The 24,760-nt window shown below is 68.0% G+C and carries 19 protein-coding genes; 8 read left to right on the forward strand and 11 right to left on the reverse strand.

Annotated features, from left to right (window positions below):
• Positions 1-47: 47 nt before the first annotated feature.
• Positions 48-3,533: a CARDB domain-containing protein gene (locus SYV04_RS31855; protein WP_321549735.1), complete on the reverse strand. Its 3,486-nt coding sequence runs from the start codon at positions 3,531-3,533 to the stop codon at positions 48-50.
• A 326-nt stretch (positions 3,534-3,859) separates the two neighbouring features.
• Between SYV04_RS31855 and ycaC the strand changes: the two genes are divergently transcribed.
• Positions 3,860-4,507, forward strand: coding sequence for an isochorismate family cysteine hydrolase YcaC (ycaC, locus tag SYV04_RS31860; RefSeq protein ID WP_321549736.1), 648 nt, complete (start codon positions 3,860-3,862; stop codon positions 4,505-4,507).
• 39 nt (positions 4,508-4,546) lie between these two features.
• Here the strand turns inward: ycaC and SYV04_RS31865 are convergent, their stop codons facing one another.
• Positions 4,547-5,368: an alpha/beta fold hydrolase gene (locus SYV04_RS31865; protein WP_321549737.1), complete on the reverse strand. Its 822-nt coding sequence runs from the start codon at positions 5,366-5,368 to the stop codon at positions 4,547-4,549.
• An 80-nt stretch (positions 5,369-5,448) separates the two neighbouring features.
• Here SYV04_RS31865 and gloA point away from each other — a divergent pair, with 80 nt between their 5' ends.
• A complete protein-coding gene (gloA, locus tag SYV04_RS31870; protein ID WP_321549738.1) occupies positions 5,449-5,835 on the forward strand; it encodes a lactoylglutathione lyase in 387 nt (128 codons plus the stop codon).
• Positions 5,836-5,862: 27 nt separating this feature from the next.
• Here the strand turns inward: gloA and SYV04_RS31875 are convergent, their stop codons facing one another.
• The 9 genes from SYV04_RS31875 to SYV04_RS31915 all read right to left on the reverse strand — a co-directional run bounded on the left by SYV04_RS31875 (position 5,863) and on the right by SYV04_RS31915 (position 16,040).
• Positions 5,863-7,212, reverse strand: coding sequence for an alkaline phosphatase family protein (locus SYV04_RS31875; protein ID WP_321549739.1), 1,350 nt, complete (start codon positions 7,210-7,212; stop codon positions 5,863-5,865).
• 63 nt (positions 7,213-7,275) lie between these two features.
• On the reverse strand, positions 7,276-8,841 hold the full coding sequence (locus SYV04_RS31880; protein WP_321549740.1) for a sigma-54-dependent Fis family transcriptional regulator: 1,566 nt from the start codon (positions 8,839-8,841) through the stop codon (positions 7,276-7,278).
• Positions 8,842-8,852: 11 nt separating this feature from the next.
• Positions 8,853-9,692, reverse strand: coding sequence for an MBL fold metallo-hydrolase (locus SYV04_RS31885; protein WP_321549741.1), 840 nt, complete (start codon positions 9,690-9,692; stop codon positions 8,853-8,855).
• A gap of 226 nt (positions 9,693-9,918) precedes the next feature.
• Positions 9,919-10,431 (reverse strand): hypothetical protein, encoded by a 513-nt coding sequence (locus tag SYV04_RS31890; protein ID WP_321549742.1) that lies wholly within the window; start codon positions 10,429-10,431, stop codon positions 9,919-9,921.
• Positions 10,432-10,552: 121 nt separating this feature from the next.
• Positions 10,553-11,218, reverse strand: coding sequence for a Wall-associated protein precursor (locus SYV04_RS31895; protein ID WP_321549743.1), 666 nt, complete (start codon positions 11,216-11,218; stop codon positions 10,553-10,555).
• A 37-nt stretch (positions 11,219-11,255) separates the two neighbouring features.
• Positions 11,256-12,257, reverse strand: a complete 1,002-nt coding sequence (locus tag SYV04_RS31900) for a fumarylacetoacetate hydrolase family protein (protein ID WP_321549744.1) — start codon at positions 12,255-12,257, stop codon at positions 11,256-11,258.
• Positions 12,254-13,564 carry a homogentisate 1,2-dioxygenase gene (gene hmgA, locus SYV04_RS31905; RefSeq protein ID WP_321549745.1) on the reverse strand — a complete coding sequence of 437 codons (1,311 nt, stop codon included), beginning with the start codon at positions 13,562-13,564 and terminating at the stop codon, positions 12,254-12,256. The genes SYV04_RS31900 and hmgA overlap by 4 nt, the downstream gene beginning before the upstream one ends.
• Before the next feature lie 41 nt (positions 13,565-13,605).
• A complete protein-coding gene (locus tag SYV04_RS31910; RefSeq protein WP_321549746.1) occupies positions 13,606-14,073 on the reverse strand; it encodes a MarR family winged helix-turn-helix transcriptional regulator in 468 nt (155 codons plus the stop codon).
• Positions 14,074-14,108: 35 nt separating this feature from the next.
• Positions 14,109-16,040: a putative metal-binding motif-containing protein gene (locus SYV04_RS31915; RefSeq protein WP_321549747.1), complete on the reverse strand. Its 1,932-nt coding sequence runs from the start codon at positions 16,038-16,040 to the stop codon at positions 14,109-14,111.
• A gap of 196 nt (positions 16,041-16,236) precedes the next feature.
• Between SYV04_RS31915 and SYV04_RS31920 the strand changes: the two genes are divergently transcribed.
• The 6 genes from SYV04_RS31920 (at position 16,237) to SYV04_RS31945 (ending at position 24,743) form a co-directional block, all read left to right on the forward strand.
• Positions 16,237-17,619, forward strand: a complete 1,383-nt coding sequence (locus SYV04_RS31920; protein WP_321549748.1) for a TolC family protein — start codon at positions 16,237-16,239, stop codon at positions 17,617-17,619.
• Complete coding sequence (locus tag SYV04_RS31925) at positions 17,619-18,839, forward strand: efflux RND transporter periplasmic adaptor subunit (RefSeq protein ID WP_321549749.1); 1,221 nt, start codon at positions 17,619-17,621, stop codon at positions 18,837-18,839. The genes SYV04_RS31920 and SYV04_RS31925 overlap by 1 nt, the downstream gene beginning before the upstream one ends.
• Positions 18,836-21,925, forward strand: a complete 3,090-nt coding sequence (locus tag SYV04_RS31930) for an efflux RND transporter permease subunit (RefSeq protein WP_321549750.1) — start codon at positions 18,836-18,838, stop codon at positions 21,923-21,925. Before SYV04_RS31925 ends, SYV04_RS31930 begins: the two co-directional genes overlap by 4 nt.
• 107 nt (positions 21,926-22,032) lie before the next feature.
• The gene (locus SYV04_RS31935; RefSeq protein ID WP_321549751.1) at positions 22,033-22,941 is read left to right on the forward strand and encodes a DUF4382 domain-containing protein; all 909 of its coding nucleotides are present in this window, start codon (positions 22,033-22,035) and stop codon (positions 22,939-22,941) included.
• Positions 22,942-22,995: 54 nt separating this feature from the next.
• Positions 22,996-24,342 carry a hypothetical protein gene (locus SYV04_RS31940; protein WP_321549752.1) on the forward strand — a complete coding sequence of 449 codons (1,347 nt, stop codon included), beginning with the start codon at positions 22,996-22,998 and terminating at the stop codon, positions 24,340-24,342.
• Between the two features lie 104 nt (positions 24,343-24,446).
• Positions 24,447-24,743, forward strand: a complete 297-nt coding sequence (locus SYV04_RS31945) for a hypothetical protein (RefSeq protein WP_321549753.1) — start codon at positions 24,447-24,449, stop codon at positions 24,741-24,743.
• Positions 24,744-24,760 lie beyond the last annotated feature (17 nt).

Below are 24,760 nucleotides of genomic sequence, written 5' to 3' on the forward strand. Positions count from 1 at the left end.
GCCCATCGGAATGGGCAGCCTCGCGTGAAATCAGCGCTGGGCGAGCGCTACCAGTTGTTGCCACCTCCGTTGACGACGCTGAAGCCGGAGCCGGCCTGGTTGGCGAACTTCGCGGTGGGGGCGTTGTTCACCGTCACGTTGGTGAAGGTGGCGCCACCCCGCGCCGTGGGCAGCACCTGGATGCCGTAGTTCGTCGGGTTGCTGATCGAGATGTTCTGGAAGGCCAGGTTGGTGAACACGCCCCCGTTGTTGCTCTGGATGCTGATGCCCTGGTACGTCGGATCGATGATGTCGACGTTCTTGACGGTGATTCCGGTGGTCGGGTTCTGGTCGGCACGCAGCCAGATCGAACCGAACTGCTGCCCGCCCCAGTAGGTGCCGCCACTGCGGACGATGGTCAGTCCGTCGATGGTGGCGGACTGCATGGGGTAGGGGTTGAACTCGGAGCTGATGGTCAAGCCCGGGTAGGTGAGCGTGTCGTAGACGACGCTGTTCTCGATCCGGTTGCCCACGCCGCCGTAGATGGCGAAGCCCGCCGCGCGCCAGACGATCTGGACGGTGCAGTTGCGGATGACGTTGTTGGTGGCCGGCTGGGGGTAGAGATCGGTCGCGGACCAGATGGCGAAGGCGTCATCGCCCGTGTTGCGGGCGTGGGAGTTCTCCACCACGCTGTCCTTGGTGCCGTTGCAGAGGTTGACGGCGTCCGCGCCCGTGTTGCGGAAGCGCACGTTGCTGATGCGGAGGTTCGTCGACTCGGACGGACCGCCGACCCAGTAGCCGCACTGGACGTGCTCGACCCACATGTTCTCGATGACGGTGTTCTTGAAGGCCGAGTTGACCCAGGCCTTGCCGCCCTGCGTGCGCAGGCCGTCCGTGTTGCCGAAGATGGCGAAGTGGCGGAACTGCGCGCCGTCACCGGTGATGATGAAGCCCGTCTGGCCCCAGCCCGCATCCTCCTGGAGGCTGGCGTTGAAGAGCTTGGTGTGCCAGATGCCCGCGCCCTGAATCGGGATGCCCTTGATCTGGTACTTGTTGGTCTGGTTGTAGGTGCCCGGCGGCAGGTAGACGCCCGCGAACCGGCCCGCCTGGGCCGCCCAGATGGCCTGGTTGATCGCGTTGTCGTCGGAGAGGCCGTCGTTGGGGATCGCCGGCTCCCAGCCGTTGCCCGCCTCGGTGACGTCGACGAAGCCCGCCGGCTTGGGAAGGGGCGCCGCCACCAGCTCGAGGTCGATGAAGTCGATCGCGTAGTGCGGAGAGGTGTCGCCCGAGTCCTTCTGCAGGCGGACGGTGGCGCCCGCGGGGATGGTGGTGCTCAGCAGCTTGTGGGCCTCGTCGTAGATGCGCCGGGGGGCGCCGGCCGAGGGGTTGTTGTACTGCGTGGCGTCATCGCCATAGACCCAGGCCTGCTTGGAGGAGAGGTTGAGGACGCCCTGCTTGGCGCCGTTGACGTAGAGGCTCAGCGTCGCCTGGATGCCGCCGCCGCCGGCCGCGTCGGGCATGCTGTTGCGCACGACGATGGCGTTGGCGGGAGCGACGGTGGTCCACTCCACGTACTGGCCGGTCGCGTTGAGCACGACCGCCTTGCGGCCCGAGGCCTCGCCCGCGATGGTGCCGAGCTCGCGGCTGGGGCCGTGGACCGTGCCGTTGGTCCGCCCGTTCTCGGCCTCGTACTCGATCCAGGGCACGTTGGCGCCGCGACCGACGAAGAGGCTCGAGGCCAGGGTGTTGTTGCTCTCCACGGCCTCGGCGATGGCGCCCGAGGGGTCGACCGTCGCGAGGAGGGTGTGGTTGCCGTTGGTGGCCGTCCACGTCCCGCCCAGGGTGACGACGGCGGATGCGCCCGCGGCCAGGGAGGAGGGACCGGTGCCGTTCAGGGTCGTCGCGCCGTCAATGGCCAGCCGCACCGCGACGGCCGTGCCGGACGTTGAATTGAGGCCCTTGTTGGAGATCGTCACCGAGTAGGTGACCGCGTTGCCCGCCGAGGGCGTGGTCGGAGTCCAGGAGATGGACTGGACGATGAGGTCCGGACCGGGGAGCTGCGTCACCGTGATGTTCTTGGTGAAGCCGTTGTTGTTGTCGTTGAACTCGGCGATGGCGTTGTCCGGATCCACGGTGGCGGTGATCGCATGGGTGCCGTTGGCGGTGGACCAGGTGGAGCTCGCCGTCAGCGTCGCGCTCGCGCCGGCCGCGATGGACGTCGTCGGGTTCGCCGCCGCGACCTCCTGGCCGTTCACTCGGAAGGAGACTTTGTGGGCAGCGTTCGGGCTGGCCGCGGTGCCGCTATTGCGCACGACCGCGCGCAGCGTGATGGCCTCGCCCTCCTGGGGAGGATTGTGGGCCGCCGTCCACTGGATGTCGGTCACCGTCAGGTCGGCCCGCTGCGAGGAGGTGGGCGCGACGGTGATGAAGTCCAGGTTGATGTTCGCGCCGTCCCCGGCGTCGAACTGGTAGGTCACCGGGTTGCTGCCCGCGTTCAGGTAGACGGTCTCGACTTTGTTTGCCCACGTCGTCCAGGCGCCGGTGGTGGGCAGGGCGCTCTGGCCCAGCTTCGCGCCGTTCACGTAGAGGGAGATGCTGGAGTCCGCGAAGCCGTTGCCGTAGCGCAGGCTCACGTCGTACCAGCCGGCGCTGGTGACCGAGACGTTGAACCGGGTGCTGGCGCCCTGGGTCCAGTAGCCCTCCACGAAGCCCGTGCCGCTATAGCCGGGGTGGTTGCTGTTGATGCCGGCGCCGCCGCTCAGGGTCGCCGACTCCGCCTCGTACTTGGAGCCGCCCGTGCTCGCCGCGTAGGTCGCGGTGATCGTCGCCGCGGCCGCGGTCATGGTGTACGTGGTCGACGCCGCGCTGGCGTTGCCGAAGCTCGAGGCGACTCCGCCCGTCCAGCCGTTGAAGACCTGCCCGGAGGGAGGGGCGTTGGCGCTGATGCTCACGGCCGTTCCGGCTGCGTACGAGCCGCTCCCCGTGCCGTTGTTGACGGTCAGGGCATAGGTCGTCGTTCCGCCGGACGGCGTGCCGAAGACCTGGAACTCGGCGAGCTGGCCGCCCGTGCCGCCGCTGTTCGCGGTGAACTGAAGGCGGACCTCGCTGACGGTGGCCGTCACGGGGATCGTCACCTGATTGCCGCTCGCGGGGTTGAAGGTGTAGGTCGCCGAACCCACCAGGGTCGAGAAGGTGCTCGTGCTCGCGTTGTGCCCCAGCACGGAGAGCGTCTGGGTGCGCGTGCCCCAGATGCTGTCCGGGTTGAGCTGCAGCACGACCGAGCTGAGGGTGTGGTTGCCGCCGAGGTTCACCGTCAACGTATTGGGATAGGCATTGGGCGCCCCTTCCCAGTAGGTGCCCCGGTTGCCGTCATTCGCGTTCGTCGCGGCGTAGACCTGCGTATAGGAGGAGGCCGTGATGGCTTTGCCCTGCGCTACGTTCTGATCCAGCGCGAGCGCCACGACGCCGGTGTCTCCGGAGGCTTGTCCCGGGGACTCGCAGGCGCTGATGAACAACGGGAGCAGCAGCAGCACGAACAGGTTCCTGATTTTCAATCCCGTCTCCTCGTCTTGAAAGCGGTTAGCACGCATCCACGCCGGGCCAGACTCAGGGTATGTGTCGCGATGCGTCAGAATGCGGAGGGAACTGGGTGAGTTCACTCGCAATTCTCAAAGACACCTCTAGAGCCGTTTTCTCTGTCAGTAAAGAAGTCTTTGAAAGCGCCTTCAGGTTTTGATTCGAAGGATTCAATGCCCAGGCGTCGACTCTCTGCGTCAATGAGAGGCGCTTTCAGAAAAAATCGAATGGCGCAGTGTGCCGAGCCCGGGTACTCCGCAGTGGGACCGCGAAGTGCGGAATACCCAACACTCGGAGAAGACCCATGAACAAGCCCTATAGCCGTCTGGATCGGGACAACGCGGCGGTGCTGCTGGTGGACCATCAGGCCGGTCTGCTGTCGCTGGTCCGCGACTTCAACCCGGATCAGTTCAAGAACAACGTGCTCGCCCTGGCCGACCTCGCGGCCTACTTCAAGCTCCCGACCATCCTGACGACCAGCTTCGAGGACGGCCCCAACGGTCCGCTGGTCCCGGAGCTGAAGGAGAAGTTCCCGAAGGCGCCGTTCATCCCGCGCCCCGGTCAGATCAACGCCTGGGACAACGAGGACTTCGTCAAGGCGGTGAAGGCCACGGGCCGCAAGCAGCTCATCCTCGCGGGCGTCGTGACCGAGGTCTGCGTCGCCTTCCCGGCGCTGTCGGCCATCGCCGAGGGCTTCGAGGTGTTCGTCGTGACCGATGCCTCCGGCACGTTCAACGAGATCACCCGTGACGCCTCTTGGAGCCGCATGACGCAGGCGGGCGCGCAGCTCATGACGTGGTTCGGCGTCGCCTGTGAGCTGCACCGCGACTGGCGCCGGGACGTGGAGGGGCTGGCGGCGCTGTTCTCGAACCACATCCCCGACTACCGCAACCTGATCACCAGCTACAGCCTGATGAAGGGCACCAACCCCCTGCCCAAGGCAGTGCCCTGAGGCACTGCCTGCCAGCCCCTTCCCCCCGAGGGGGCTGGGTCAGCCCCGGGCGAACGCCAGCAGGTCGGCGTTGAGCTGATCCTTGTGGGTGGCGGCGAGGCCGTGATCGCCACCGGGGTAGACCTTCAGCGTCGCGCCCTTGACCAGCTTCGCCGAGAGGCGGGCCGAGGTGTCGATCGGGACGATCTGGTCATCGTCGCCGTGGATGATCAGCGTCGGCACGTCGAACTTCTTGAGGTCCTCGGTGAAGTCGGTCTCCGAGAAGGCCTTGATGCAGTCGAGCTCGGCCTTGAGGCTGCCCATCATGCCCTGCATCCAGAAGCTGTCGCGCATGCCCTGAGAGACCTTCGAGCCCGGGCGGTTGGCGCCGAAGAAGGGCGTGGTCAGGTCCTTGAAGAACTGCGAGCGATCGGCGGCCACGCCCTTGCGGATGCCGTCGAACGCCTCGATCGGTTGTCCGCCGGGATTGGCGGCGGTCTTGAGCATGATGGGCGGCACGGCGCCGACCAGCACCGCCTTGGCGACGCGGCTCGTGCCGTGGCGGCCGATGTAGCGCGCCACCTCGCCGCCGCCCGTGGAGTGGCCCACGAGGATGGCGTTCTTGAGGTCCAGCGTCTCGATCAGCGCGGCGAGGTCATCCGCGTAGGTGTTCATCTCGTGGCCGCCCCAGGGCTGGCTGGAGCGCCCATGGCCGCGCCGGTCGTGGGCGATGGTGCGAAAGCCGTTGGAGGCCAGGAAGACCATCTGGTCCTCCCAGGCGTCGGCGGTGAGCGGCCAGCCATGGCTGAACACCACCGGCTGACCCGAGCCCCAGTCCTTGTAATAGATGCGCGTGCCGTCCTTCGTCGTGATCGTCGTCATGTGTGGTGCCCTTCAGAATGGGTTGCGCGCCCACGATAGGCACTGCGCCTCGACCGTCAATCGTGCGACAAGGAGGGGGCATGCGAATCCTGCACACGATGTTGCGAGTGGGAGACCTCGAGCGCTCCCTGGATTTCTACACGCGGGTCCTCGGGATGAAGTTGCTGCGGCGCAAGGACTATCCCGAGGGGAAGTTCACCCTGGCCTTCGTGGGCTACGGCCCCGAGGACACCCACCCCGCGCTGGAGCTCACCCACAACTGGGACACCTCGAAGTACGAGCTCGGCAATGCCTACGGCCACGTCGCCCTGGGGGTGGAGGACATCCGCGCCACCTGCGAGGCCATCCGCCAGGCCGGAGGGAAGATCGTCCGTGAGCCCGGGCCGATGAAGCACGGCACCACGGTCATCGCCTTCGTCGAGGATCCCGACGGCTACCGGGTGGAGCTCATCGAGCAGCGGCACTGACAGGCAGCGCCGGGCTCTGTTTACGGCTCACGCCGACAGCCATAGCTGCGGGAGTTCCTTTCCGAGCGCCCGCGTGCCGAAGTCCCGCATCGCCGAGTTGACCGCCTCGGCGAAGGCGGGGGAGAGCGCTCCGGGGGAAGCCGAAGGGGCGATGACCGGCACGTCCGTTCGGGGCTGGTCGCGGGTGATGCACTCGGTGAGCGAACCCACCGGGCGTGCGGCCACCACGTCCGAGTAGCGTCGGCTCTGCGCGGTCCGGCCCCAACGCTCGCCGATGAACTTGAGGATGGACGTGTGGTCGAACGCTTCGGCATGGGCAGGGCGGAGCACCTGGCCCGCGTCCACGAGCGGCGACACGACGAAGAGCGGTACGCGCGGGCCGAGCGACTCGTAGGGCGCGTAACGCACGCCCGTTGGTGGCTGGGTCGCGATGCGTGGCGGCGAGACATGGTCGAAGAAGCCGCCGCTCTCGTCGTAGGTGATGACCAGCAGCGTGCGCGACCAGCGCTCCAGGTTCAGCAGCAGCGCCGAGTAGATGCGTGCCAGGAAGCGCTGGGCCCGCGCTACCGTGACGGGCGGGTGATCGTCCGTCGGGTCGGGGTCCATGGCGTCCTCGTAGCCGGGCTCGATGTAGATGATGCTGGGAGCGCTGGTGTTGCTCTCGTGAGCCCAATCGAAGCCGAAGCGGCTGAAGCTCCGGAAGTGCGTGTGCTGCGTGAGGATGGGCAACTGCCAGCTCTTGACGAGGAAGGTGAAGGGGAAGGCTCCGTCGCTGTACACGCGCCAGCGCACTTTGTTGCGGTTGCAGAAGTCGTAGACGAGCTCGTGGTCCGGCAGTACCAGGCCGTTGTCCTCGACCCGACTGAAGCCCGAGAGCGCCATCATCCGGTTGGCCTGTGTCCCCGCGGGGACCGGCTGGAACCAGCGATCGGAGATGGCGAAGTTGTCCGCGAAGAAATGCGCCGTGTGTACCTCGTCCGGCGTGAAGTACCCCATCACCATCCGCGTGTGCTCCGGCCGGCCCCAGTGGGAGTCGTTCTGGTGCGCCCGCGCGTACTCCGGGACGAAGCCGTCCATCGGGTAGCGATTCAGCGCCGGGTCGAAAGTGCCCAGTTGCCGGCGGAAGCTCGCCCGGTTGTGCGGTGGGTCCTTCGGCGGGAAGTTCGGATTGCTCAGCGGGTAGGGCCGGCAGTCGATGTTCTTGAATTGGAAGGCCGGCAGCGTCCGGCCATCGGCGCCCACCTGGATGCCATCCACCACGGGCCTGCCGGGCTGGCGATAGGCCGGCAGGCTCCGGTAGCCCAGCATGTGGTCGAACGACCGGTTCTCCAGCATGACGATGATGAGCGTGCTGACGCTCTGCGGATTCGCGGGCATGGTCCCTCTACCTCCCCGGTAAAGGTGTGGCGGGGAGTGGCCCGCCGTGGGGAGGCGCCGCGCTCAGCCCTCGTCCGAGAGCCCGTACTCCTTGAGCTTGCGCGCCAGCGTGTTGCGGCCGATCTCCAGCGCCTTCGCCGCCGCCGTGCGGTTGCCCTTCACCGCCTCCAGGACATGGAGGATGTGGCGCCGCTCGACCTCCGCCAGCGGGAGCAAGCCTGGAGGCGGCGCCGCCGAGGCCGTGGCCTCACTGGTCACGGGCACGACCCGGTCCACCGTGGGCAGGGGAAGGTGCTCTTCGAGGATCTCTCCCTCGCACAGCACCACCGCGCTCTCGACGCAGTTCTCCAGCTCGCGCACGTTGCCTGGCCAGCGGTAGCTCTTGAGCCGACCCAGCGCCGCCGCGCTCAGCTTCGGTTGCTCCAGCCGGTGCCGCTTCGCCGCCGCCGCCACGAAGTGCCGCGCCAGCCGCTCGATGTCGTCTCCTCCGCGCTCGCGCAGGGGAGGGAGGACGATCTCCACCACCTTGATGCGGTAGTAGAGATCCTCGCGGAACTTGCCCTCGGCCACCATGCGCGCCAGATCGCGGTTCGTCGCCGCGACGATGCGCACGTTCACCTTGACCGTGTGCGTGCCGCCCACGCGCTCGAACTCGCGATCCTGCAGCACGCGCAGCAGCTTGCCCTGCACCGGCAGCGGCAGCTCACCGATCTCGTCGATGAACACCGTGCCGCTGTCGGCCGCCTCGAACTTGCCCGGCACCCGGTGGTCGGCTCCGGTGAAGGCGCCTTTCTCGTGGCCGAACAGCTCGTTTTCGATCAGCGTGGCCGGCAGCGCCGCGCAGTCCACCTTCACGAAGGGCTTGTCCCTCCGAGGCCCGTTGACGTGGACGGCCCGCGCGAACAGCTCCTTGCCGCAGCCGCTCTCGCCGCGCAGCAGCACCGTGGCGTCCGTGGGCGCCGCCTTCTGTACCAGTCGGTAGATGGACTTGAGCTGCGCCGACTCACCGATGATGCGGTTGAAGAAGTAGCCCACTGGCGCGTGCGGCTGTTCCTTCGCTCGCTTGAGCTCCTGGTAGAGGCTGGTGCTCTGCAGCGCCGTGCTCACCTGCGAGGCGATCGCCGTCAAGCGATCGGTGTCCTCCTCCGTGAACCGTCCGCCACCCAGCCGGTTGAGCACCTGGAGCACGCCGTAGATGGTGCCCTCCGCGTCTCGCAGAGGCACCGCCAGCAGGCTCGTGGTGCGGTAGCCCGTCAGCCGGTCGATGTCGGCGAAGAACAGGGGCTCGCCCTTCAGGTCCGTCAGGCTCACCGGCGTGCCGACCTGCGCCACGTGGCCCGCCACACCCTGGCCGAGCTTCACCCGGATCTGCGACACCTCGGGCAGGTGCGCCGCGCGGGAGAACAGCTCGCCGCGCGCCGGGTCCAACAGCCACAGCGTGCCGCGATCGGCCTGCATCGTCACGGCGATGCGGTCGACGAGCGTGTGCAGGAACGCATCGAGATCGACTTCGCGCCCGACGAGGCCGCCGACCGAGAGCAGGACCTGACTGACATCCGAGGGCTGAGGCATGGTGGGCAGCGGCGGCAGAACGAACGCCGTGGCGGCACCATAGCATTCGAAGCGCATCGCACCGCCCCCTATGCACTCACCGTGTGACCCAGGAGGATGCGCTTGCCCTCTCGCGCCGGCTCGGTGGCGAAGAAGTGGTTGCGGGCCTCCTCGGCCATGTTCTCCACCACGTCGTCGTTGTGCGCCGGGTCGTGGTGGAACAGCAGCAGCCGGCGGGCGTCCACCGCCTGGGCCACCTGCGCCGCGTCCACCATGGTGGAGTGGCCCCAGCCCTTCTTGGGCATTCCCACCTTGCCCTCGTACTCCGCGGGCGTGTACTGCGCGTCCAGGCAGAGCGCGTCGGCACCCTCGAGCAGACGGCCCACGTCGCCGCTCAGGCTGTCGCGCGCCAGCTCCACGTCCGTGGCGTAGACGAAGGTGTGGCCGTCCGCCTCGATGCGGTAGGCCAGACAGCCCTGCGGGTGGGGCACGTCGATGGGCGTGACGCGGAAGGGGCCCACCTCGACGGTGCGGCCGTGCAGGGCCGAGGCGAACGCCATCTTCGAGCGCATGATGGAGAGCGGGACGGGGAAGTTGGGCGGCTCCATCTGCCGGGCGAGCACGCTCTGCAGGGCCTGATCGCCGTTGGCGCCCGGGCCGTACATTGTCAGCTCGGTGGTGCCCAGGTACGCGGGGGTGAAGAAGGGAAAGCCCTGAACGTGGTCCCAGTGCAGGTGCGAGAAGAACATCGTCGTCTTCTGGGGAGGGCCCTCGCGCATCATGATCTCGCCGAGGGAGCGGATGCCCGTGCCCGCGTCCAGGATGAGGCGCTGGCCCTGGCTGGTGACCTCCACGCAGGCTGTGTTGCCGCCGATGCGCGAGCCCGAGACCGCGATGCTGCCCCGAACGCCGAAGAACCGGATTTCCATGGTGCGTCTCCCTCGAAGTGCTGTCGGCCCGGTGCGGCCGCGCTGTCGTTCCTGGGCTAAAGCAGGGACGATGCCAGAGCCTAAATGCCCGGAATGACATGGGGAGGGGGAGGGGTGTACCGTCCTGGTGCCCCAATTTGGATCGCCCTGGATCAGGACGCTCGCGCCATTCCGGAACATCCGGGCTGGCGAGGAAGTCTTGTTTCAGACGGGCGTCCGTTGGCCTTCAGGGCTGGCCAGGGTCCCAGACGTACTCCTCGGTGGGGGTCAGTTTCGTGTTCGTGAAGGCGTGGCGCGTGACGAACCTGGCGAAGCGCTCGGAGACGATGATGGTCCCCTGGAGGCCACGGGGGCGGAACACGTCCTCGCCCTGCCAGGTGCCGGGCTCCAAAGAGAACCCATGGATGGAGTCCAGTCCACGATAGCGGCACTCAGCGCATGTCATGGGCTTGGTGTGGCGGAGGTGGCTCCTTGCCTCATCCACGGCTCCACGGCCGAAGCATGGGCTGACGACGAAGTAGCGGGGCACAGAGCCGGACTTGGGGCGCTTGCGCTTTGCCCGCACACGGCTCACCTCGACGGGATGAAAGCCGAGCAGTCCGGTGAGCCCTTCCTCTCGAAATGTCTCCGCCATGCGTTCGGAGAAGAGCGCCTCATCGCCTGGCCCTTCGACGAAGTCCCCGAAGGTCGCACCATGCACTTCCAGCTCGACGCGGTACGGGGGCAGCCACACCTTCATGCCGATGGGCTCGCCACAGTGGGTGCAACGCGTGGCACCTCCGCGATTGGTAGGCTCCGATTTGTAGAACTTGGTGTCGTGAGGCCCCCAGACATCGTCCTCAAGCACGAAGAAGCGCGCGTCAGATGGCGGGCCCGAAGCCATTGGGAAACCTCTTGAGCATGTCCTTGCGGCTGTAGATCTCGCGCAGCTTCGCCATGAACTCCTCCGGCGTTGCTCTGCGCTCCTGCCTCAGCCACCTCATAACCTCCAGGTCTACCTCGCGGTGCCATTTCTGGTAGCCGCAGTGCGACTCCTTGTCCTTTGCCTTGGCCACGTAGCGCTCATCTCTCGGCTCGTAGAGTCCGCTGAGGGTTTCATGGTCCTCCAGTACCTTGGCGATGGGCCGGGAGATGACGTGATGGTTCTGTCCTTGGCAATCGGGGGGCTCGGGCGCGGCTTCTCCGGCGGCTTCGGCGGCTTCGGCGAATGCCGCGTCCTCTTTCGTTTGGGCCTCTTCTTCGAGCCGCGCCACCCCAGATTGCGTCGTCCCATAGAGCGTCTTCACGCCATTGAGAACTTCAGCAATCCTCAAGGGGCTGACCATACAGCGGTTGGCCGCGGTCAGCGGATCCCTCAAGATGCAGCAACTCTCTGTGTCCCAGCAGGAGGCTTGGGCCAGATAGATGGGCTGTCTTGCGTCGGTCGGCTGGCTCGCGGTGGAGTGAGCCATTGAGGCGCACCCCGCCGTGAGGCCCACAAGTATGACCCACAGAGAGAAGAGGAGAGCGCGACCCGTGTCTTTCATGCGCTCCACCAATGAGCCCAAGGTTACCTGAAGGGGCTCAAGCTCCGACCACCTGGTCGATGGCCCCGAAGATCGTGCCGGCTTCATCCCGCATCTCGATGCGCACCCGGTTGCCCCGCTTCAGGAACGGCGTCTTGGGCGCGCCGCTCTGGAGCGTCTCGACCGTGCGCAGCTCCGCGATGCACGAGTAGCCCGCGCCACCCTCGCTCACGGCCTTGCCTGGCCCCCCGTCAGGGCCACGGTTGGACACCGTGCCCGAGCCGATGATCGTCCCCGCGCACAGCGTGCGCGTCTTGGCCGCGTGCGCCACCAGCGTGCCGAAGTCGAACGTCATGTCCACGCCGGCGTTCGCACGCCCGAATGGCTGGCCATCGAGGAAGACCTCGAGGGGGCGGTGCAGCTTTCCATCACGCCACGCCGTGCCAAGCTCGTCAGGCGTGACGAACACCGGCGAGAGCGCCGACGCCGGCTTGGACTGGAAGAACCCAAAGCCCTTCGCCAGCTCATCCGGAATCAGGTTCCGCAACGACACGTCGTTGACGAGCCCGACCAGCACGACTGCTCCCAGTGCCTGCTCACGCGTCGCCCCCAGGAGGACATCGCGCGTCACGACCACGACCTCTCCCTCCATGTCGCAGCCCCACGACTCGTCCGCGAGAGGGATGGGCTGGCATGGGCCCAGGAAGCCGTCCGAGCCACCCTGGTACATCAACGGGTCGGTCCAGAACGTCGCGGGCATCTCCGCCTTGCGCGCCTTGCGCACCAACTCGACGTGATTCACGTACGCCGAGCCGTCCGCCCACTGATAGGCGCGAGGCAGGGGCGCCGCACACCGCGTGGGGTCGAACGGCTCACCCGCGAGGTCTCCCTTTTCCAGTCGCTCCGCGAGCGAACGCAGCAGGGGCGCGCAACGGTCCCACTCATCGAGCGCGGCCTGCAACGTCAGCGCGATGGCCGATGCATCCGCCTGCCGCTTGAGATCCTTCGACACGACCACCAGGCGGCCATCCCGCCCCACGTTCAGGGATGCGAGCTTCACTTTGGAGCCTCTTCCTTGGAAGGCACCTGGGCCTTGCGCAGATCGGCCCAGCAGGCGTCGTAGTCCGACTGCAGCGCCGGGCTCTCCATCGCCGCGCGTGTCGGCGCGATGACCCAGCGGGTCTCGAACATGAACGCGAGCGTGTTGTCGATCTTCCGCGGCGCGAGGTCCGCGGCGACCGCCGCCTCGTAGGTCTTCCGGTCGGGACCATGTGCGCTCATGCAGTTGTGGAGCGACGCTCCTCCCGGCACGAATTGGTCCGCCTTGGCGTCGTAGACCCCGTGGACCAGCCCCATCAGCTCGCTCATCACGTTGCGATGGAACCACGGCGGCCGGAACGTGTTCTCCGCGACCATCCACCGGGGCGGGAAGATCACGAAGTCGCAGTTCGCGGTCCCCGGTGTATCGCTCGGGGACGTCAGCACCGTGAAGATCGACGGGTCCGGGTGATCGTAGCTCACCGTGTTGATCGTGTTGAACCGCGCGAGATCGTACGTGTACGGGACGTGCGTGCCGTGCCATGCGACGACATCGAACGGCGAGTGGTCGATCGTCGTCTCCCACAGGTTGCCCTGGAACTTCTGCACGACGCGCGTCGGCCGCTCGATGTCCTCGTAGCTCGCCACCGGCGCGATGAAGTCTCGCGGGTTCGCCAACCCATTGGAGCCAATGGGCCCCAGCTCCGGGAGCCGGAACGGCGCGCCGTAGTTCTCGCAGATGTAGCCGCGCGCCGGCCCCTCCGGCAGCTCCACGCGCATGCGCATCCCGCGCGGGATGAGCGCGACATGACCGGGAGGAACCTCCAGCACGCCCAGCTCGGTCACGATCCGGAGCGCCCCGGACTGGGGGACGATGAGCAGCTCGCCGTCGGCGTTGAAGAACGCGGTGTCGATCATCGACGCGTTCGCGGCGTAGAGATGCACCGCCGCGCCCGCGCCCATGGCGGGGGAGCCATTGCCTCCCAGCGTGAGCAGTCCCTCGAGGAACGTGGTCGGCGCCGTCGGTAGCGGCAGCGGATTCCAGCGCAGCCGGTTGGGGGAGGGGGGAACCTCGGTGAACGGCCCACTGCGCAGCTTGCCTGCGTCCGTCTGCCGGTACGGCGGGTGGGCCGCGCTCGGTCGCAGTCGATAGAGCCACGTCCGCCGGTTCTCATGGCGCGGCGCCGTGAACGCCGTGCCCGAGAGCTGCTCGGCGTAGAGGCCGAACGCGACGCGCTGCGGCGTGTTCTGGCCGACGGGGAGCGCACCGGCGATCGCCTCCGATACGTGCTCGTTCCCGAACCCTGATTGGTGGCGGAGCTTTTCCATGGCACCTCAGATAGTAACAAATGAAACCAAATTGACAAGCTTCACGGGCCTTGCTTCAGGGCGCGGCTCGCGGCGCGTTCGATCCGCTCGAGCAGCGAGCGCAACAGAGCGCGCTCATCGGGCCCGAGCTCGGCGAGCACCTCGGCCTCGGCCTCGAGCGCCGCGGGCGCCACGCGCTCGTAGATGCGCCGGCCCGCGGCGGTGAGTGACAGGCGGCGCGAGCGGGCGTCGCTCTCGCTCGTGGCGCTCCGAACCAGTCCGCGCTCCTCGAGGGAGCGCGCGGCGCGGCTCACCGGGACCTTCTCCATCCGCGTGCGCTTGATGAGCTCGAGCTGCGTGCGCTCGCCGTCCTCTCCGAGCACCGCGATGAGTCGCCACTCCTGGGTGCTCAGGCCGTATTGCTCCGCGTATACGCGGGCGACCCGTTGGCTGACGACGTTCGCGGCGACCGAGAGGCGGTAGGGGAGGAACTCGTCGAGGGTCAGGCTCGCGGTGCGCGCTCGGCTCATCGCGCCGAATATAGCCGCCGCGGAAGCAGCTTGGCTCAGCGAGACCAGCGGGCCACGTTGCCCTGTGAACCCGCCAACCAGAGCTCGTGCGGGCTCACGCCGTCGATCGCGATGGGCGTCCAGCTGACCGTGTGGAAGTCGTCCCAGGTCGTGCCATCGAACACGTAGACCGTCTTGTCGTTGGCGACGAGGTAGATGACGGTGTCGCTGTAGGAGACGGCGTCCCGGATATTCGTGGGGGTGTCGTTCGGCTCCAGTCGGGGCAGCTCGCTCCAAACCCCTTTGACGCCCTTGAGCACCACGCCCTTGTCTCCCACCGCATGCGCGAGTTGGCCATGCACCATATGCACGCTGCGCAGGAAGAAATCAGTGGGCAGTGAACCCGGCAGCGTCTCACGGGTCCATGCGTTGCCCGTGGGAGAAGAGCGGAAGATCCGCGGCTCGTTGACCGAGGACACCGACTCCGCGCCCACCGCCAGCAGGTTCGTGGGGCTCGTCCCATGAATGGCCCGGAGGTTGGCACCCACCCGCGCTGTCTCCGTGACCGTGCCTGCGCCCGTGCCCATGTGCTCCCACCGGTAGATGCGCCCGTCGCTCGCCACCGCGAAGAGCGTGGTGCTCGCGCCGTTCTCGAAGCCCACCAGCCCGTTGATGCTGACGCTTTGCCCTGAGTTCACGGTCGCGCAGCCGTTCTCCGCCAACGCCCGCGTGGCGAGCACGCCGTCGGACGAGGCCATGAAGACGCGTCCGTCCGCACGCGCCCAGGCGCTTCGCCAGCTCCCCGTGCAGTCGGTGTAGAGCGTCGCGGTGGACTGCTCCACGTGCGCCAACTGGTTGGTGCCCACCGCCCACGCCTTGTTCTCCGCGTAGGAAGCCACGGCGTCCCACTGGGTGGAGCCCGTGTTGGAGACGGTCCTCCAGCTCACCGAGGCACACGTCGGCGGATCGTCCACCACGCCATTGCAGTCATTGTCCAGCCGATCGCAACGTTCCGTTCCCCCGTTGAAGGCGAACGGGGAGCTGTCGTTGCAGTCGCTCGGGCTGGTCACGGCCCCGGGCGCAGGCGCCACGCAGCTCATCGCGGCGAAGGTGCCCGCGCGCCCGTCCCCGTCCTCATCCACGTACCAGTTGCTGGGCGAAGTGGGACTCACGCACGCGGCGCTGGTGGTGCTCTGGCACGTGACGGTTCCGCCGCAGCCCTGGCTCGTGGTGCATGTCGTGCCCGCACCGAAGGTGTCATCCACCACGTCGTCGCAGTTCTCGTCCTGCCCGTCGCACAGGGACTCCGCCTGATCCGGGCGGAAGTTGGCCTTGGAATCGTCGCAGTCCCGGTTGTTGGCCGCGTAGCCCGCGGGTCGGGTGCAGCTCACCAGGGGCTGGCGCAGAGGGTCCCTGTCTCCATAGCCGTCTCCGTCCGCGTCGCGAAAATAGGTGATCGCTCCCGTCGCGTCCGACTCGTCGCCCGAGCAGTTGTCGTCCTTGCCATTGCAGATGTCGGGAGCGTTCGGGTTCACCTGGCGGTCATCGTCATCGCAGTCCGAGCCTCCCTGCGCCGTGCTCACGAAGCCGTCATCGTCCAGGTCCTCGGCCCGGAGCTCCATCTTCACCGGCAGCACGCCCTCCTCGGGGACCTCGGCTTCCAGCGTCTGCGTGTCCACCTGCCGCCGGTTCGTATCGGCACAGCTGCGCTCGTACGCCGTGGCCGTCAGCACCAGGTTCCGACTCCAGCCCTCCTGGCGGAAGACGGCCACGAGCAGCTCCTTGCTGGGAGCAGGAGGGGTGCCCAGCACCAGCTCCTCGAGCTTCTCGCGAGAGGGGTCCTCCTTGTCCGAGGCCTTCAGCGTGAGGCACCCGGGGCGGAACGTCGCGTAGGAGAGCTCCACCCGCAGCGCACCCGCCTGCGGCTCCGCACGCTTGCACCCGCTGGCCAACAGCACGACCCACAGCCCCATCAGGAATAAACGCATCGCTGGTGGATTCCCGGGCGCACGCCCGTCTGGTGGGGCCCCCTCCGCAGAGGACGCCCAGAGGAACTGGAATCCCCCTTAGTCCGCCGAGCGGGCGAACGTCCAGACAGGCGAGAAGTCGATGGCCCTACATCCCGCGCTTCGTTATATGGCGCTCCAACGAGTCCCCCGCACCTCGTCCGACGCCCGGCCTTTCATGTTTACCGCTCGACTCTTCCTCGGCGCCCCGTTGTGTGCCTGCCTCGTCCTCACGTCGCTGGATGCCAGAGCGCAGACCTCGGAGCCAGCCCCCCCAGTGGCGCCCGCCGCGCCCACGGCTTCGCCTTCGGAGACTCCGGCCGCGGAGCCGCTGACCCTGGAGCGCGCCGTGGAGCTTGCCTCGGAGCACAATGAGCGGGCGCTGGCGGCCCAGCAGCGCGCCGAGGCCGCGGACGCTCGGGTGGCCCGTGCCCGTGCCTTCTTCTTCCCCGAGCTGACGGTTACTGGCACCTACACCCGCCGCCTGCGCGAGTCGGTGCGAAATGTGGCGGGCCAACCGACGGTGCTGCAACGACGCAACGCGTTGGGCGCCACGGCCGTGGCCCGCATGTCCCTGTTCGACGCGCGGGGCTTTCCGCTGTACCGGGCGGCGCGGTTGGAGGGCGAGGCGGCGGAGCTGGAATCGCGCGAGGAGCGCCGGCTGGTGGCCTTCGAGGCGGCGGATGCCTTCCTCACCACGCTGGGTACACAGCAGGTGTATGAGGCCGCCGTGCGGCGGCTCGACTTCGCACAGCAGACGCTGCTGGACGCCAAGGCCCGGGCGGAAGCAGGGCTGGCCAGCACCAACGACGTGACTCGCGCGGAGCTGGAGGTGTCCAGCGCCGAGGTGGAGCTGGCCCAGGCCCGTGGCGAGGCCCAGGCGAGCCGGCTCGAGCTGGGCTACCTGCTGGTCGCTCCCGTGGAGGGCGCGCTGGCCCTGCCGGAGCCGTTGCTGGCCGAGGCGTCGCGATCGACCGAGGGCCTGAGCGCGCTGGCGCAAGGCGCCGAGGCGCGACGCCTGGATCTTCTCTCCACGAGGCTCCGGGTGCAGGCGCAGGAGGCCTCCGCCCGTGAACCCCTGGCCCGCCTCTTCCCCACGCTGGGCGTGTCGGGGCAGTACCGCATCACCAACGAGTCGGGGCTCATCGGCAACCAGGGCGATGGGTTCGTCGCCCTCGATCTGACGTGGAACCTCTTCGATGGTGGTGAGCGGTACGCGGAGCGCCGCGAGCGGGTGGCGCTGACGCACGCTCTGGAGCTGGAGGCTACGGCGCGCACGCGCCGTGTGGGCGTGGACATTCAACGCGCGCAGGTGGCGCTGGACAACGCGCGGGCCGCGCTGCGGCAGAGCGAGCTGGCGGCGACGCAGGCGCGCAGGAACGCGGAGGAGACAGGGATTCTCTACCGGCAGGGGCTGTCCACCGCGCTGGCGGTGGCGGATGCCTCGCTTCGCCTCTTCGAGGCGGAGGTGGAGCTGGCCCGCACGCGCTACAGCCTGGGCGTGGCGCTGTTGGATCTTCGAGCCGCCGTGGGACTCGATCCTCTCGGGAAGGAGCCGTAATGCGAGGCATGGGACTGGTGGCCCTGGCGGCCGTGGCGCTCGCCATGGGGACGGGGTGTGGCGGCAAGGGGGGAGGAGACGCCGCGGGCGGGGAAGCGCCAGCCGGCAAGGCGGGAGCGGGTGGCGCGGGAGGGAAGGGCGGTGGACGCGGGGCGATGCAATTTCCCGTGGAGGTGGCGCCCGTGGAGTCGCGCGACGTGGAGTACGTCGTCAGCGCGGTGGGCTCCGTGGAGGCCTTCGAGCAGGTGCAGATCACCGCGCGGGTGGCCGGCGTGGTGGAGCGCGTCCTGTTCACCGAAGGGCAGACGGTGAAGAAGGGCGACGCGCTGGCGGAGATCGAGCCCACCCGCTACAGCCTGGCCGTGGCCTCGGCGAAGGCGGCGCTGGAGAAGGCGCAGGCCTCGGCCTCGGAGGCCCAGGCGGGCGCGCAGCGGCGGGCGACGGTGAACGAGCAGCGCCCCGGCCTGTTGCCCGCCGAGGAGCTGGAGACCTTCCAGACGCGCGCACGCACCGCGGCGGCCGAGGTGAGCGCGGCCAAGGCGGCGCTGGATCAGGCGGAGCTGAACCTGCGGGACGCGTACGTGCGCGCTCCCATGGACGGAGTGCTGCAGACGCGCACCGTGCAGACGGGCCAGTACGTGAACCCCGGCTATGTGATGGCCACGCTGCTGCGGCGCGATCCGCTGCTCCTGCGCTTCCGCGTGCCGGAGGCGGACGTGGCGCGGCTCCAGCCGGGCATGGAGGCGCGCTTCACGGTGCGCACGGATGGGCGCACGTACACCGGGAAAATCACCCACGTGGCGGCGGCGGCGGACGATCAGAGCCGCATGGTGCCGGTGACGGCGGAGGTGAAGGGCGAGGAGGCCACGGCGCTGCGGCCGGGCGCGTTCGCCTCGGTGTCGGTGCCGGTGGAGACCTCGAAGGGCTCGCCGGTCATCCCGCAGACGGCGGTGCGCCCCAGCGAGCGTGGCTTCCTGGCGTTCGTGGTGGAGGGGGACAAGGCGCGCGAGCGCGTGCTGGAGCTGGGCATGCGCACCGCGGACGGGCGGGTGGAGGTGAAGGAGGGGCTGAAGCCGGGCGAGACGCTGGTGGTGCGCGGCGCCGAGGCGCTCAAGGAGGGCGCGCCGGTGCGCGTGGTGGAAGGGCAGAAGCCGCCCTTGACGGGTGAGCCGCGCCAGCAACCGGTCGAGAAGAGCAGCACGGGAGGTGCCGGGCAATGAGCATCACCGAGGCCTGCATCAAGAAACCTGTCTTCGCGTGGATGCTCATGGCGGCCACCATCGTCTTCGGACTGGTGGCGGCCCAGCGCATCGGCATCAGCCAGTTCCCGGACGTGGACTTCCCCACCATCAACATCTCCGTCACCTGGGAGGGCGCCTCTCCCGAGGCGGTGGAGAGCGATCTGGTGGAGCCCATCGAGGAGGCGGTGATGCAGGTGGAGGGCGTCAAGTCCCTCACCTCCACCGCGCGCCAGGGCAGCGCCTCCATCACCGTGGAGCTGGACCTGTCGCGCAACGTGGATCTGGCGCTCCAGGACGTGCAGACGAAGGTGAGCCAGGCGCAGCGGCGGTTGCCGCAGGACGTGGATCCGCCGGTCATCTCCAAGACGAACCCGGAGGACCAGCCGATCATGTGGATCGGCCTGTCGGGGCCCTTTGCCCCGCAGGTGCTGAGCGACTACGCGCGCTACCGCATCAAGGAGAAGCTCCAGACGGTGGAGGGCGTGGGTGAGGTGACGCTGGGCGGCGCGCTGGAGCGCAACGTGCGCATCTGGGCGGACGCGGGGAAGCTGGACGCACGGGGGCTCACCGTCGCGGACGTGATCGCCGCGCTGCAGCGCGAGCACGTGGAGTTGCCCGCCGGCCGCATCGAGACGGAGGGGCGCGAGGTCAACGTCCGCATCATGGGCGAGGCGCTGGACCTGGAGACGCTGCGCAACATCGTCGTGCGGGAGCAGCAGGGCGCCCCTGTGTACCTCTCCGACGTGGCGCTGGTGGAGGACGGCTTCGAGGACGAGCGGCGCCTGGCGCGCGTGGACGGCAATCCCGCGCAGGGCATGGGCATCCGCAAGCAGCGCGGCGCCAACGCGGTGGCCGTGGCCGAGGGCGTGCATGCCGTGCTGGATCAGCTGCGCAAGGAGCTGCCCGAGGGCATGCTGCTGGGCGTCAACTTCGACTCCACGCGCTTCATCGAGGAGAGCGTCCACGAGATCGAGATCGAGCTCTTGCTGGCGTGTCTGCTGACGGCGCTGGTGTGCTGGATGTTCCTGGGCTCGCTGTCCAGCACGCTCAACGTGGTGCTGGCCATCCCCATGTCGCTGCTGGGCACGGTGGCCGTCATCTACTTCCTGGGCTTCACGCTCAACACGTTCACGTTGCTAGGGCTGGCGCTGGCGGTGGGCATCGTCGTGGACGACGCCATCATGGTCCTGGAGAACATCTACCGGCACGCGGAGACGGGCAAGGATCGGGTGAGCGCCGCGCGCGAGGGCACGCAGGAGATCACCTTCGCGGCGCTGGCGGCCACGCTGGCGGTGGTGGCCATCTTCATCCCCGTGGTCTTCATGAAGGGGATCATCGGCAAGTTCTTCCTCCAGTTCGGCGTCACCCTGTGCGTGGCGGTGCTGCTGTCCTACGTGGAGGCCATCACCCTGGCGCCGGCGCGCTGCGCGCAGCTGCTCAAGACTTCGCGCGAGCACCGCGGCAAGGTGGGCCTGCTGGTGGACCGGGGCTTCGAGAAGCTCGAGGGCCTGTACGCGCGGGTGCTGGCCCAGGCGCTCAAGCGGCCGTGGTGGGTGCTGGGCGGCGCGGCGGTGATGCTGGGCGCCTCGGTGTTCGCCTTCCAGGCGCTGCCAAGCGAGTTCGTGCCCTCGCAGGACCAGAGCCGGCTCAACGTGCGCCTGCAGACGGCGGTGGGCAGCAACCTGGAGGAGACGAACCGGCTCTTCAAGCGCGCGGAGGCCTTCGCCATCAGCCGGCCCGAGGTGCAGCGCGTGTTCGCCGTGGTGGGAGGCTTCGGCGGCGGTGGTGGCTCGGTGAACTCGGGCAACCTGATGGTGACCCTGAAGCCCCCCAGCGAGCGCATGAGCCAGGCGGAGTTCCAGCAGGTGCTGCGCAAGGAGCTCAACTCGTACCCGGGCCTGCGCGCGGTGGTGCAGGATCTATCGCAGAGCGGCTTCACGGCTCAGCGCGGCTTCCCGGTGGAGTTCAGCGTGCGCGGCTCGGACTGGGAACGGCTGGTGGAGTCCAGCGCGCAGATCCGCGAGAAGCTGCAGGCCAGCGGCAAGGTGGTGGACGTGGACACGGACTACCAGCTCGGCATGCCGGAGCTGCGTATTACTCCGGATCGGGCGCGCGTGGCCGACCTGGGCATCTCCGTCGAGACGGTGGCCTCCACCCTCAACGCGCTGGTGGGCGGGGTGCGGGTGGGCAAGTACAGCGCGGGCGGGCGGCGCATCGACGTGCGGCTGCGCCTGCTGGCCGATCAGCGCTCGCGGCCCGAGGATCTGTCGCGGCTCAAGGTGCGCACCGCCAGTGGCGAGTTGGTGCCGCTCTCCTCTCTGGTGAAGCAGGAGGAGCGCCCCGCGCTGCAGGCCATCACCCGCCGGGACCGTGAGCGCGCCATCAGCGTCTTCGCCAACGTGGCGCCGGGCGCGAACCAGGAGGAGGCGCTGGCCTTCGTGGAGCAGGCCGCCAAGGAGCTGCCGGGCGGCACCCGCGTGGTGCTGGGCGGGGCCAGCGTGGCCTTCCGTGAGTCGATGAGCAGCCTGCTGTTCGCGCTCTTCCTCGGGATTGGCGTGGCGTACATGGTGCTCGCCTCGCAGTTCAACTCGTTCCTGCACCCGGTGACGGTGCTCACCATCCTACCGCTGTCGGTGGCGGGCGCCGCCTTCGCGCTGCTCGCCGCGGGCACCACGCTGAACATCTTCAGCATGATTGGCCTGCTGCTCCTCATGGGCATCGTGAAGAAGAACTCCATCATCCTCATGGACTACGCCCTGCAGCAGCGCGAGCAGGGGCTGGACGCGGTGGAGGCCATGCAGCGCGCGGGTCCGGTGCGTCTGCGGCCCATCCTCATGACGTCCATCGCCACGATGATGGCGGCCGTCCCCGCCGCGCTCGCGCTGGGCGCCGGCAGCGAGACGCGCCAGCCCATGTCCATCGCGGTGCTCGGCGGCCTCTCGGTGTCCACCGTGCTGAGTCTCCTCGTGGTGCCCGCCTTCTACGTGGTGGCCGATCGCTTCTTCAGCCGTCGCCGCCGCGCGGAAACTCCCGACAAGTCCGAGCCTCGGCCCGCCGAAGGCTGAGCCCCGCCACCCGCTGGGTGGTGGGCTGTAGCTCCACGTGGGTGTGGCCGATTAACGGGCTCGCCAGTCTTCTGGGCGACGTTGGCCGGACTCACGTGGAGACCTACATGTACCGCATGCAAATCCTGGCGACCTTTCTCTTCACCCTCACCCTGGGCCTGATCGGCTGTGGGGGCGAGAGCAAGGTGACCATCAAGCTCACCGACGCCCCGGGCGATTTCAAGCGCGCCGTCGTCACCATCTCCGAGGTCGAACTGCTGGGCGAGGGCGAGAACAACCGCGTCGTCCTCCTGAACGAGGCGAAGACCACCGATCTCATCACCCTGGCCAATGACACGGCGGACCTGGTGAAGGACGCCACTGTTCCGGCCGGCACTTATAAAGAGCTGCGCTTCGTCATCACCGGCGCCTTCATCGAGGTGGAGCAGGAGGACGGCTCCACGAAGATCTACGCCTCGTCTCCGGACTACGCGGGCCTGCCCGAGGGCGCCCAGGTCGCCGGCGAGCTGCAGATGCCCAGCTACGGCACCTCCGGCCTCAAGGTGAAGATCGCCGATCCGGTCGCCGTGGAGGGTGAGCAGAAGGTCATCCTCGTGGACTTCGACGTGGCGCAGAGCTTCGGCCGTCAGGCGGGCGGCTCCGGCCGCTGGGTGATGAGCCCCGTCATCAAGGCCGCGGAGATCACCTTCAGCGGCACGGTGACGGTGACGCTGACCGCCGGCGCGGGCGTGACCCTGCCCAGCCAGGACGGCCAGCAGATCACGCTGGGCCAGTTCAAGGCCACGCTCACCAACACCGGCAACAGCACCGAGACGGTGGCCTTCACCGACGCCAACGGCGACGGCACGTTCGAGGCCCAGTTCAAGTTCCTCATCCCCGGGGACTTCTCCGCGGACATCCTCGCTCCGGAAGGGGTGAGCTTCGCCACCAGCCCGGCTCATCCGGCCGCGGTGTCCGTGGGCAGCGGCAAGCAGGTCAGCGTGGCGTTCACGCTGACCTCGGCCGAGATTCGCTAGAGCATGTAGAGTCAGGGAGGTAGCCCGCGTGAAGCCGTGCTCAAGGGAGAGATCATGCTCCGCCCCCTCAGCTCTGCTGCCTCACGCGTGCTCAGGCTCCTGCTCTGGCTGACCTGTTTCGGACTGGGGCTTGTCGTCGCTGTCAGCAGCGACGACACCCTGGATTACAAGCACCCCCTGGCCGAAGGGACTCCCATCTGCGGGCGGCCCGACTTCAACCAGATGTTCCCGTACTCCCTCCGCTCCACGAAGTACCCGGTGATGGTGCATTACTACCGCGAGGTGGAGAAGGAGACGGCCCAGAAGGTCCTCGGGTACATCGAGAAGGGCTGGGACTATCACGCCAACCAGCTCGGCATGCGCCCGGCCATCACGGACGCGAGCGAGTGCGGCCCCGATGACGCCTTCGACGTCTTCGTGTGGAAGGGTCACCGCGGCTGCCTGGTCAACGCGCTCTCCGGCGAGGACTCCACCGCGTGGGATGACCGGCGCGGCTACATGATCGTCGATGCCTGGGGCCCCTACGGTGGCTCCGAGCTCGAGGAGACCGTCGTCCACGAGATGGCGCACGCCTCCCAGGCCGCGGATGACTGGTACGAGTCGCCCATCACCTTCGAGATGTCGGCGGTCTTCACGGATCAGGTCTACGCCAACCGCTACATCAAGACGTATCTGAACGACTTCCAGGCCCACCCCGATTGGGCGCTCGACTACTACGACAAATACGAGACCTGGTACATGTACGGCTCGTCGCTGTACCTGCTCTACCTGAAGGATCGCTTCTTCGACGGCCAGCCGCGCTTCATCTCGGACATCTGGCTCGCCTCTCGCAACCCCCCAGGCGCGCAGGACGATCAGACGCTCAATGATCCGGACTTCGCGGATGCGATCGACGGGTTGCTGAGCTCGCAGGGCTCGAGCTACGTCCAGACCGTTCCGGAGTTTTCGCGGTGGCGCTGGTACACGGGCGATCACGTCGATGACCGCCACTTCCGGCACTTCAAGGACGGCCTGGACAACCTCAAGGCGGCGAAGCTCACGCTGGCGGCCCAGCAGGAGGCCGCGCCCGGGACGATTAGCATCACCGAGAACGCGCCGATGATGCTGGGCACGAGCTACATCGAGCTGTCGGCGGGCGCGAGCACTCCCGAGGCGGTCTACGTGTCCCTACAGGCCCCGAACGACGTGCGGCGCCGCTTCGTGGTCCAGGCCGTGCCCGGGCTGACGCCGGACTCCGATGGAGAGATCCTCGATCTCGCGTCCGGTCCGAAGCCGCTCGAGTTCGCAGCCGATCAGCGCCGGACCCTCATCGTGACCGTCGTTCCGACGGGGACGTATGATCCGGACCTCAGGAGCAACGACCGGCACCCGTTCTCGGTCGCCCTCTCGGACCGCCCGTAATCTCGGGCCTGGGCGCCCCCATGGGGGATTAAATCTGACAAGTAGGGAGCAATCCGCCCCGGATCGGCTATAATGGCAGTGAAATCCGGTATAAGGAGCCTTCCATGAGCCTCCCCATGCCCAAGCGCCAGCGTCGTTCCTCGGGCCAGAGCCTGACGGAAGTCATCATCATCATCTTCCTCGTCGGCATCGGCGCCATCGGGATCGTCACGTTGTTCGGCGACAACATCAAAGGGCTGTTCGGGGCCAGCTCGGAGAGCCTGATCGGGGCGCCGAACGTGGAGAACCCCGGCACCGCGGCCAACAACGTGAACTGGAACATGAAGGGCGGCACGGTGTCGCCCTACGCGGAAGGTGGCTGCGGCGCGACCGGCAGCTGCTCGGTCGGCTACAACCCCTGAGGCGGCGGGGCGTCCGC

This window comes from Hyalangium ruber, from assembly GCF_034259325.1.
Lineage (GTDB): Bacteria > Myxococcota > Myxococcia > Myxococcales > Myxococcaceae > Hyalangium_A > Hyalangium_A rubrum.

Excerpts from the sequence above, each read along its gene's own strand:
- ycaC (WP_321549736.1), top strand. The coding sequence starts at position 3,860 with ATGAACAAGCCCTATAGCCGTCTGGATCGGGACAACGCGGCGGTGCTG.
- SYV04_RS31865 (WP_321549737.1), bottom strand. The coding sequence starts at position 5,368 with ATGACGACGATCACGACGAAGGACGGCACGCGCATCTATTACAAGGAC.
- gloA (WP_321549738.1), top strand. The coding sequence starts at position 5,449 with ATGCGAATCCTGCACACGATGTTGCGAGTGGGAGACCTCGAGCGCTCC.
- SYV04_RS31875 (WP_321549739.1), bottom strand. The coding sequence starts at position 7,212 with ATGCCCGCGAATCCGCAGAGCGTCAGCACGCTCATCATCGTCATGCTG.
- SYV04_RS31880 (WP_321549740.1), bottom strand. The coding sequence starts at position 8,841 with ATGCGCTTCGAATGCTATGGTGCCGCCACGGCGTTCGTTCTGCCGCCG.
- SYV04_RS31885 (WP_321549741.1), bottom strand. The coding sequence starts at position 9,692 with ATGGAAATCCGGTTCTTCGGCGTTCGGGGCAGCATCGCGGTCTCGGGC.
- SYV04_RS31890 (WP_321549742.1), bottom strand. The coding sequence starts at position 10,431 with ATGAAGGTGTGGCTGCCCCCGTACCGCGTCGAGCTGGAAGTGCATGGT.
- SYV04_RS31895 (WP_321549743.1), bottom strand. The coding sequence starts at position 11,218 with ATGAAAGACACGGGTCGCGCTCTCCTCTTCTCTCTGTGGGTCATACTT.
- hmgA (WP_321549745.1), bottom strand. The coding sequence starts at position 13,564 with ATGGAAAAGCTCCGCCACCAATCAGGGTTCGGGAACGAGCACGTATCG.
- SYV04_RS31910 (WP_321549746.1), bottom strand. The coding sequence starts at position 14,073 with ATGAGCCGAGCGCGCACCGCGAGCCTGACCCTCGACGAGTTCCTCCCC.
- SYV04_RS31915 (WP_321549747.1), bottom strand. The coding sequence starts at position 16,040 with ATGCGTTTATTCCTGATGGGGCTGTGGGTCGTGCTGTTGGCCAGCGGG.
- SYV04_RS31920 (WP_321549748.1), top strand. The coding sequence starts at position 16,237 with ATGTTTACCGCTCGACTCTTCCTCGGCGCCCCGTTGTGTGCCTGCCTC.
- SYV04_RS31925 (WP_321549749.1), top strand. The coding sequence starts at position 17,619 with ATGCGAGGCATGGGACTGGTGGCCCTGGCGGCCGTGGCGCTCGCCATG.
- SYV04_RS31930 (WP_321549750.1), top strand. The coding sequence starts at position 18,836 with ATGAGCATCACCGAGGCCTGCATCAAGAAACCTGTCTTCGCGTGGATG.
- SYV04_RS31935 (WP_321549751.1), top strand. The coding sequence starts at position 22,033 with ATGTACCGCATGCAAATCCTGGCGACCTTTCTCTTCACCCTCACCCTG.
- SYV04_RS31940 (WP_321549752.1), top strand. The coding sequence starts at position 22,996 with ATGCTCCGCCCCCTCAGCTCTGCTGCCTCACGCGTGCTCAGGCTCCTG.
- SYV04_RS31945 (WP_321549753.1), top strand. The coding sequence starts at position 24,447 with ATGAGCCTCCCCATGCCCAAGCGCCAGCGTCGTTCCTCGGGCCAGAGC.